The organism is Prevotella sp. LCP21S3_D2 (genome assembly GCF_052118345.1).
Taxonomy (GTDB): Bacteria; Bacteroidota; Bacteroidia; order Bacteroidales; family Bacteroidaceae; genus Prevotella.
This window is the reverse complement of the sequence record NZ_JBQKHJ010000028.1, coordinates 36,744-46,700: the sequence shown is the minus strand read 5'-3', so window position 1 is coordinate 46,700 and position 9,957 is coordinate 36,744. Positions and strand designations below refer to the sequence as shown.

The 9,957-nt window shown below is 40.1% G+C and carries 9 protein-coding genes; 2 read left to right on the top strand and 7 right to left on the bottom strand.

Features of this window, described 5'->3' with window-relative positions; all coding sequences use genetic code 11:
- From ACTQ16_RS13935 to ACTQ16_RS13920, 4 genes are all read right to left on the bottom strand, one after another.
- The coding region (locus tag ACTQ16_RS13935; protein ID WP_441937928.1) for a hypothetical protein at positions 1–564 on the bottom strand (564 nt) is incomplete at its 3' end.
- The gene (locus ACTQ16_RS13930; protein ID WP_316211599.1) at positions 548–1,150 is read right to left on the bottom strand and encodes an IS607 family transposase; all 603 of its coding nucleotides are present in this window, start codon (positions 1,148–1,150) and stop codon (positions 548–550) included. The genes ACTQ16_RS13930 and ACTQ16_RS13935, both read right to left, overlap by 17 nt.
- A gap of 74 nt (positions 1,151–1,224) precedes the next feature.
- On the bottom strand, positions 1,225–2,427 hold the full coding sequence (locus ACTQ16_RS13925) for an OmpA family protein (RefSeq protein WP_441937926.1): 1,203 nt from the start codon (positions 2,425–2,427) through the stop codon (positions 1,225–1,227).
- Between the two features lie 54 nt (positions 2,428–2,481).
- Positions 2,482–3,483 carry a glucosaminidase domain-containing protein gene (locus tag ACTQ16_RS13920; RefSeq protein ID WP_441937924.1) on the bottom strand — a complete coding sequence of 334 codons (1,002 nt, stop codon included), beginning with the start codon at positions 3,481–3,483 and terminating at the stop codon, positions 2,482–2,484.
- 207 nt (positions 3,484–3,690) lie between these two features.
- Between ACTQ16_RS13920 and ACTQ16_RS13915 the strand changes: the two genes are divergently transcribed.
- Together ACTQ16_RS13915 and ACTQ16_RS13910 are read left to right on the top strand one after the other, a co-directional pair.
- Positions 3,691–4,425: a DUF4099 domain-containing protein gene (locus ACTQ16_RS13915; RefSeq protein ID WP_441937923.1), complete on the top strand. Its 735-nt coding sequence runs from the start codon at positions 3,691–3,693 to the stop codon at positions 4,423–4,425.
- A 25-nt stretch (positions 4,426–4,450) separates the two neighbouring features.
- Positions 4,451–4,972: a hypothetical protein gene (locus tag ACTQ16_RS13910; RefSeq protein WP_441937921.1), complete on the top strand. Its 522-nt coding sequence runs from the start codon at positions 4,451–4,453 to the stop codon at positions 4,970–4,972.
- 221 nt (positions 4,973–5,193) lie between these two features.
- Here the strand turns inward: ACTQ16_RS13910 and ACTQ16_RS13905 are convergent, their stop codons facing one another.
- From ACTQ16_RS13905 to ACTQ16_RS13895, 3 genes are all read right to left on the bottom strand, one after another.
- Positions 5,194–6,267 carry a hypothetical protein gene (locus ACTQ16_RS13905; protein ID WP_441937919.1) on the bottom strand — a complete coding sequence of 358 codons (1,074 nt, stop codon included), beginning with the start codon at positions 6,265–6,267 and terminating at the stop codon, positions 5,194–5,196.
- A gap of 206 nt (positions 6,268–6,473) precedes the next feature.
- Positions 6,474–9,062 (bottom strand): hypothetical protein, encoded by a 2,589-nt coding sequence (locus tag ACTQ16_RS13900; protein WP_441937917.1) that lies wholly within the window; start codon positions 9,060–9,062, stop codon positions 6,474–6,476.
- A gap of 262 nt (positions 9,063–9,324) precedes the next feature.
- Complete coding sequence (locus ACTQ16_RS13895) at positions 9,325–9,930, bottom strand: hypothetical protein (protein ID WP_294419610.1); 606 nt, start codon at positions 9,928–9,930, stop codon at positions 9,325–9,327.
- Positions 9,931–9,957: the final 27 nt, after the last annotated feature.

The following is a 9,957-nucleotide window of genomic DNA, read 5'->3' as shown; positions in this document are numbered from 1 at the left end:
GCATTTGTCCGTATCAACATCTGCGTGCTGTACGTCGTAGTCATAAACAATCTCAACCTTGATATTATGTCTATTAGGGAGCATACGCACCTGATTAAACTTGACAATGCGACTGCTGTATTTCTCCCATTGAGGAATATCTACGAACAAGTCCTTTGCAAGTTTTAAGCGTCCATCCTTGATACTGCATGACTGATTGGTATAGTACAAGTTGAACATACCACCGCGCTTGCGATAATGCGGCATCTGTGGCATGGCTTTATACTTCTCTGGGTGTTTCTTCCAATCCTTGATGCTCTTGCAGTATGCCTTCATATTCTTATCCAGAACACGGAGTATCTGCTGTGAACACTGAGACTTCAACAACTTGTAATTACATTCGCCTTCGAGGTTGGTGACACCCTTAATGAGTTTATCCATGTCGTTATACCACGTCCAAACACCGTCAGCATCGAGACGCTGACGGAACAGATAGAGAGCCTGGTTATACAGGTTGTTCGATATGCGGAACAATCTGTCTAACTCATCTGTGTGGCGTATGTAGAATTTATAGACTAATCTCATTTTTTAAGTCTTCTTGTACTATTTCTAACTTGCGTTTTCTTCTCTTGCTGTACATCTTCATGGCGAAGCAGTGCAGCAAAGAAATTATCTCTTCAAAGATTTCGGCTTCGTCGGATTTGTCATCCGAATCATTAATCACAACTATCTCGCATCCAAACTCAGCAAACAGTCTCTGAAACATATCGAAAGATATTCTCGAAAGTCTATCTTTATATGTTATGTAGAGCTTTGCAACTTTGTAACTAAGAATGTCATCAAGTAGTAATTTGAATTGCTTGCGGTCGAAGTTCATACCACTTGCTACATCCTTGTATGACTTGTTGACCTTTATTCCGTTCTTGTTACAATAACTAATCAGCGTCTGCTCTTGATTTACGAGGTCTGCTTTCTGCTTGGCTGTTGAGACTCTTGCGTAAGTGACATTCAGTCTCTCATTGGCAAGACCAGCCTTGCGGTAAACATCGTCATCATTGTAATCATAGAAACCGTTTGGCAACTCGACTACCCTAATCTCTTTATTCTGTACATATTTTACCAAAGTTTGGCGTGATATGTGTAATATCTTCAACACTTTTGCACTTTTCATGTTGCAAAGTTAAGAAGAATAATTCAATTATCAAAATATTATTTCATAATTTTCATATTATTTGTTATTATATCCTATTTATTTTCCAGTGATGAATTGTCTTTGGATAAAATGACACATGTATGGCGATTGGCCGTGTATGGCTTATATATATCAATTCCTCCATGGCTCACACCTTGTAGCTTTTCCTTTTGTACACCAGCATCAATCAGCAGCTTGGCTATATACTTAGCTCTTTTGATACTCAACTTTCTGTTATACTCTTTACTGCCTGTGCGGCTATCTGCTGCACCAATGACTTTTACTTTGAGATTATATTCCTTCACTGCAGCTGCTATCTCAGATAGTTCTATTTTCTGTTGGTTATCAACGAAATCAATGCTGTTGATTTTGAAAAAGAACAAGATAGGAACGTCGATATTCTTATCATGTATGACATCACCCGAACCCATTACGCTTCTTATTCTTTCTCTCAGTTCATTGAGGCCTCGATAGTTGTTCTTAGGATAGAAAGATACTTCTCTTGGCACATTGCAATGATAGTAAGGGACCGTTTTTAATGATTTTTTCTTCCATCCTTGCTTTCCTATATCTATTGTAAGTCCCAAGTTGGCATGAAACAGGTTATCTCTGAGTGAACTTCCTGTTCCCAGGCCATCGAATTTCTGAGCAGTGGCAATAGCACCAACTTCTGCGGACAAACTTAATCTGTCAGCGATTCTATAGCTGCATAGCATACCATAGTTGAGGGCAAACTCTGTCTTGTGGAGGTGTGAATTGTGGATGACACCAGCTCCCATGTAAGGAACAAAGTTCCATTTTGGCATTTTCTCATAATCCTTATGATAAAAGGATGATATATTGACCATCAGATCCAAGTGATAGTTTTCATATCTTTCCTTGTTGAGATTAGCTGTCTTGAACTTGAATCCATCAAAGGCAATACGGGTACCAAAGTATGGAGTATGCCATTTGCCCAAGGTGATTTCCAAGTTGGGAGTTACTCTGTCAAAGAGATCACCGCATCCCGATGGAGAACCGCCAAAAGCGGCAGCTCCAGTTCGTGCAGAGACAAACCAGTTGTCCAGAATGCCAGATGGCTTGAATTTTAGACATGATGCATCATGATTGGTAGTACACGTGGTCGCTGCATCCTGTATTGGTGTAGTCACTTGTGATACCACAAAGTTCTTCTCGTCCTCCGAGAAGACGACTTGGGCCTGTGCAGAAATCACTGCCAGGCAAAGTCCGAGGAATAATAGTTTCAATCTTTTCATGCTCTTATTTTAATCTTTTATGTTATATATATTATAATGTGTAGTTGAGCAGAGTCACAACTTTTCAGCAAGATGATCGAAGAGGAAAAGCTTGTATCGGCTGATAATCCTCTCACAGCATCTGACATAATGAATATTTGTGGCATATCCGGCAGCCTTAATCCCTTTGAGCCAATTATGATGGTCAGTGGAATCATATTTATGGCATTTCTGATAGCGTTCACCCATTAAAAGCCTGGAATGATATTCCATGCTTTCTTCTGCAGAAGAGAAGTTACAGAATTTCTCACTTGGCTTATCATCATTATGCAGACTATAGGGTAGTCCTTTATCCAACCAGTTCTTGCTAGCCTTGATACCAAAGAAGTTGTTTCCTTCCTTGGCTAATTTGCTTGTTCCCCAACCACTTTCAAAGGCCATCTGGGCTAAGATAACCGATGATGGAATACCATATTTACGTTGCTGGCTCATGGCTAGTGGGGCATATCGCTTCAAGAAATCCGCCGGACTTAATTTATCTTTTTTGTCCAGGTCTAAAGCTTCTACAGCTCTTTGTTGGGTGTCCCTTACAAAAGTCAGAAGCAGGTAGGGATTCTCTATTTTCCCCAGGAGGCGGCATGTAAGATGCAAATGAGGGCCGGTAGCCCTTCCGGAAGCACCTGTTTTTCCCAAAGCATCACCAGCATATACCATTTCCTGATTCTTTACCCAGATTTCTGAGAGATGACAATAACTCAATGTATAGTTGCCTGCCTGCAAGGTGATGTAATGTCCTGCGATAGGATCATAACCCACTGTTTTGATAAAACCATCAAACATGGCATATACCTCTTCATATTTAGCAACTAGGTCAATGCCTTGATGATTCCTTTTTTTCCCAGTGAATGGGTCAGACCTTATTCCGTATGTTGAGCAGATTTGAATGCTCTTTAAGGGATAGCAGACACTTTGGTACTTGTCTATCCAATAGTTCGCGGCTTCAGCAGATCCTTGTGCCAGAACATTTATGGGCAGCCAGAGCAAGCTTGTAATCATCCATTTCAATCTTTTCATCATTTCTACCTTATTTATATAATACAGGGTGCAAAGGTAAATGGAAAGATTGAATTTATAGGTAGAAAATGAATTGAAGTTATTTTTTAACACAAAAGCAGTTCTATTGTTAATATATTGTCATAGATATGTTAAAAATAAAGTTTAATTATGCAGAGGAGGAAAAATTCATTTTTTAGCATTACCTTTGCCGAAAAATTTAGATAAGGTATGACTAAGGTAGAAAGATTTCAGGATAATGAGATTCCTTATGAGCTTCTAGCTTCATTTGGACTCTCGCAAGAAATGGTAGATGACCTTCCACAGAAGGTATTGGAGCAGTTGCTCTCTGGGCAACGAACTCCACTTCTGCCTATTTGCAATGTAGATGAGAATGGAAATTGTAATAACTCTCTCGCAAGACTTTCTCTAGTGAGGACAGAAGATGGCATTGATGTCATCTTCATGTCCTGCTGGAAAAGCAAATTGCTGGAAGAGTTTGAATTACAGCAGCAACAGGCTCTCAAAAACGGTAAAGCCCTATATTCAGCTGAAAAAAATGCGTATTATCAGTTGGATTATGCTACCCAGCAGATTGTTTCCATGCCGGCCTATGTAATACAGCATAACATGCGTGTACTAGGCAGACAATTGGATATGGAAGTCTCAGATTTTGAGCAACTTAAAGAAGGGGATGTTCTTTGTCTGATACAGGAAGACAAACCAATTTCGTTGGGAATTGACCTGATGCAGGATATAGGTATTCGTGTAGTGAACGGAGATAAAGAACAGTGGCAGAGAGAATTCACTGGAGACGAATTTCCTCTTTACAGTTTTGGCATCAGCGGTTGTTGGGTGAATGATGGGCATTTTTCCTATGTGAAGGAAGAAGACTATACTCAGGACATGTTAGATGCATTGGCTGAGAGAGTGAACCAGGTAAAGAGAGCTGCATTCCATCGCTAGTATTCATTTTTAAAGGATAACAGGTATGATACTAAGTGGATTTCAAGAGGAGCATCAGCTTCTCGATTGGTATGAGCAGGATTCAATCTCTGCTCTGCAATATATTGAACATCATTCAATAGGTATGATCAACCGCTTCAAGAAGTGGTGTCAGGAGAGTGGAAGCAGTGAAGATGAAGAATCTGCCAAGGATTTTTTAGATGAATATAATGGACTATTCTTGGACACTGTAGTCAGTAAGAATGAGAATTCAACTGCAGCAGATACTTCTATGTTTCATCAATGGTGTGAGAACAGCGAGTTTTTGGATGAGCTATATTCATCTAAGCCCGCCCTTCATGTGACTCTCTGGCGATATCAGAATCCATATTCCACAGATAAGCAGAAATGTGCCCATGACTTGGATGTTTCCACAGGGGAAATTGAGAAATGGTGGTCTGTAGTGGATTTCTTGAATTTTGAACATGGAGGAAATTATCAGCCAATAAGGTTGGACGAAGAATCCATATCAATGGCGATTTTGTATGTTTGCCAACTACATATATAGATAAGCTTTTAAATTATTATCCAATTGTTAGTACTATTGTGTCATTCGTGAGAATAGCATAAGTAACAGATGTTTTTAAAAAGTTTGAACCGACTCATAGCGTATTATGAATAATTCTATTCTCAAATCGCATCGCTTGTGATGAGTAGTGCGATTTGAATTGTTCTGTAAAAGACAACAGCGGTTTTTCCTTAATGGAAAACCGCTGTTATTTTATATTGTTAACTTTTTTTCTTAAAACGATCAACTTTTTTATAGCCTCTTCCATATCGTTTTCCTTTGACACCAATTAAGCCACCTTCGAAGAAGTTGATAACATCGTCCTTATGAAGTTTTGAAAGCATGGTATTGAAGGTATCTTCTCTTGTAGAAGGTCTTAATTCCTGAATTTCTAAGAGGAGTTGGTCTCTTTCAAGAGGGAGAGAGCATCTGTTGAGTACAATTTCCACTGCTTTAGCAACACTCAACTTTTGGGTAGATAGCTCCTTTTCTGTAAGAGTTACCTCTTTTGGAGTGGCAGCAATCAGTTCAACCTGCTTTGCCTGTTTTGAAAAAGACTCCATATCAACATTGAGCGTGAGTCCCAGGATATCGGACATGATACTTTTGAGAACATTGATAAACAGTTCGCTATCTTTACCTTTTAAAGAGGTTCCCTGTTTCCAATAGCGTCCCTTGAATGCAAGGCCGGTAAGTTCTTCTATGTCCTGTGGGGTGACTTCCTCTTTATTGAAGAGACGATTATTGGCTACATTGAGGAATGATGCGTATGAAAATGTTGAGAATTGGCTTGGAACAAGATAGGTATATGTTTTAGCAGTTTCGTCAGTTGAAGACGGATTTTTAAGATTAATCATACTCATTCCCTTCACTAATGCGATGAGAAATACCATACTTGGGTAGGATAGGGAAGTTTGCTCATCCATGCAGATTCCTTGATAGTCCAGATTCATTTCTGAGATAAAACTCATTGAGAAAAGTCCATAACCCGTCCATTGGGTTGAATGGAGAAGAGACATGAGAGTCGCATCCTCTGGCAAGCCCAGTCCTCTGTTAACGCTATCCACATAACGGCGCATGGTTTCCACCTTATCCCAATTGGCAGGTGCGTCCTCTGTGGATGATGATTTTCTTATTCCAGCTATAATGCCTAATCTGATTACATCCGGTGAGACAGACTCATTCAAGTAGGATACAAGCTTGGCAAATAAATTAGGACTCCAGTTGTATTCTTCAACTGGGGAATAATTCATATCATCCTGATAGTTGTCATTATCGTAATACTCTTGATACATATTTATTTCGAAGATTCAAGTTAATTAAAATATTTGCGCAAAAATACTAAAAATAAATGAAAGCGCCAAATTTTAAGATAACTATTTGTGGCTTAAACCATTATCTTTCCGTTCATTGTGTTTTGTTTGTACTTTTTTTGCACCCGTTATGTTGCTGTTTGGTGAAATTTGAGAGTATGTCATAGATCTATGACACACTCTCCGTATTATCTGGAACACTTGCTTTTGGATGCATGTGGCAGCATGGTATCTTCTTTATGATTATGATCATGAGCTTGCTCATTCTCACCTTGCTTGGTATCGGCAGCCATGTTTTCCTGGCTTTCAATAATGCCATTGCCATCTACATCCATGTCGATGGGGGTTGAGGTTCTTAAATCAATACTCTTATCTGGGGATTCTGCTTGATTGGCTTTTTCTACATACTGGAAGATGATATTCACAGCATGTTCTGCAGATGTCAAGGCATGTTTTGTGAATCCTGGATCTTGTTTGAGAAGGTCTTTCCAGTATTTGTTATAGTCCAGGCCTTTCACGTCAAACTTACATCTTTGGCCAATCATGGCTCCGCCCATATGTGCTAGAAGTTCTTCCTTTACCAAATGTTCATATCTGGTAAGTTTAGCAGCTTCCTTGCGAGTACTACGCACTAGGCCTATTGAAAGGTCTCTCATATAGTCATCCTCTGATTCAAATAACTGATGAGGTGCAAGGTGAATGGCATCTTCCTTAGCACTATAGCTGACCAGACCTTTTCTGCCATCAAAAATTACCTGTGCAGGATATTTGCCTTTTTCGGTAAGCATGCCTATCACGGAAGTTTGTTTCGATGCAGGAACCTTACATGATTTTCTAAGTTGCTCCCATTTCTGAGGATGTTCCATAGAAAAATTGGTTTGCTCAATATTATATACTGTTTGCAAAGTCTTCCCATCTGACAGACAGAAACCTTCTTTGCTGATATCAACCTTGAGATTTTCTCTCTTAATATCATCAAGCGTCATGTAGATAGGAACCTCGTATCCCTCCTTTTCCGTCAGGATGGAAAGAAGCAAGGATGTTTTGCTGTCAAACTTGTCTCCATTAATACCCTGAGGAAGAGCAGCATTGCTTTTAATCCATGGAAGTTCCGGATAGGTAACCTGCAAACTCAATCGATCAGCAATAAGCTTTCCATACTGTGAGTACGCCTGCGTATGAAGGTGTTCCTCAGTATGCCACCTACCTTTAATGGGCTCGAAAAAACCATCCTCTGAAGACATATAAACCTTTTCTTCATTCTCTGGAGCATTTTTCTTCTGTTGAAGCTTCTCCTGTGAGAAATAATCACCAATCAGGGAAGATAGCTTTTTCTCGTAATGATCCACACTTTTCTGAATTTGAACTTCCATCTGATTTCTTGCCTTTAGATCCATGGAAGAGACGTTTCTTTCATAATCATCTTCCAACATCTCTTGCTCTTGAAACAGAGTCTTGATCTCGGTCTCGTCTGGAAGAAGCATCATATCTCCAGAAAAAGGATTATTGGCATCTTTCATCGATTGAACATAGTCTTTCATGAGCGCAACTTCTTGCCGGTCATTTACATGATCTTCTTTAGAGGCTTCTTTGAACTCTTTTTGAGATGGTTCTGGAGAACTGAGCACATGGCTAAGATGCTGATTGAAAGCCTGCTTGCTACCTAAAATCATGGTCAATTCCTTGGTGAGCTGAGCAAGTTGCTCAGTTTCCTCAGGTGATTTGGATTGCAGCAAGGCAATTTTAGTCACACCTTCCTTGATTAATCCCTCCTTGATGAGTTTGAGATCATCCGTATTGAGAGGTATTTCAACATTCTTTGGCTTCTTGAAAGCAGACAATTTGCCACTGTTGGATAAAAGTACCCCATCGGCATGGTCATCGGTGGTTTGAATGCCACCAGGAGAATTTGGGGTGAACAAGATGCTATCACCTATCTTATTTCCCAAACAGGACATGAGCTTCTCCAAGTGGGCATTCAAATTATCACTTTCCAGTTGCGTTTTGACAGCTCTCAAAAGTTCCATGTGCTGGTGGGCATTCAATGGGGTAATATCAAGTTGCTGCACTTTTTCCCATCTATCATTGACATAGAAGTTCACCTTCATATCATCTTTTGCATTCAAACTCCATGACAATGGAGTGATGTTCTTTTGCAGGAATTGAGAGAATATTTGCTTACGCGAGACTGCGGGAAAGTCTCCTCCGAAATTCAAAGGGTAAGTTTTGCCTATATCTTTTTGCAAAGCCATAAAATCCTTACGAGCGGCCTCCACCTGTTCTCTTCCCTTTACCCAACTTTTTGTCTCTTCTGGTGTCAATTGCACCAGTTCCTTGGATTGAATGAGTTGCTGAAACCTCGCTAGAGGAATTTCATGAAGCTCTGGTTGTGTTGAAGGAGAAAGGAAAGTGGAATATGCTATATGTGATTCTCTTGCAGAATTACCGCCAATATAGGTATCCACTGTACAGATTCGTTCCTTGTTACCATGTCCCTGCTTGAAAAACATTCCTACCAAATCCTTACCCAGTTTATCTTCTATCATGGATTCATAGGCAGAAGGAAGAACGTAACCATCTGCCTTTAACTGGCGAAAGCGCTCTATCTGTTTATTCTTGGAATCCATTTCCTCGATGTTATCTACCCAGGTTGAAAATCTTCCTGCTTGCCATTTCACTTGGGGGAATTTGGACGTTTCTGACTTATCCCGGGCCCACTTACCAAGCTGTAAAGCCCATTTCTCCAGCAATGAGAGTTCGCTTTGAGTTGTATCCAAGAACTCCAATTCCTCTGGAGAGAAAAAACGGTCCTTAGGAAACGGCTTCTTGCCTGCTTGCTGACTTTTAGAGAAAAGGGTTTGCCATCCCTTCATGAAACGGTCTCCTTTGCTCTGACTTGTTTGATAATTCATTAATTCTTTTTTCTATTATGAATGATTAGATAGGAAAACATTGCTAGATACAAGGTTATTGCCCAGCATATATGGCAATGTTTTCCTATCTGTTCTTTTATTTCCTTCTCAGTACATGACATTTGGACTACGTATTGGCTTTCAAATCCCAATGTGATACCGAGGTGGTACGACATCCGATCTGAAGCTTATTCTTATAGACATCCAGTTGCATGTCACCATGTACTTCCACATACTCACCGGCATTAACATTGATGTCCAAGGGCTTGCCTACAATGAACTTTACCCATGTAAAGGCTCTGTTCTCACCATCCTTATCAGAAGAAAAGGCCGAGAATACCTTGAACGAAGTGCCCTTTTTACTGGTCATGGTTTCAATACCCTTGTTTCCGATCTTGCCTTTAAACTCCATAACTCCTTCCAGACGGTCTGGGAGAGAGGAGTCGTTCTGCTCAATGGCTCCTTCCGAACGGAGATTGAAATAAAGATTCTCTTCCACCTTCTTGATAAAGAGATTTCCATGAACAGTGACACGGCGTCCTGCCTGATAGTTGGCAGCTGTAGTCTGGTCACCTTCAGCCGTTACTCCAATATGAAGTTCCTTGACACTCTTGTCCTTTCCCTCAATAGGAACGATGATGGTAAAAGCAAGGAATTTTCCACCTTCCTTATTCTGCTTTTCAACTGCGCTGCTGACAATGATGCCGCACGCGGTAACATTACATTTGATCATATTTTCTTGTTTTAATGATGATACAAT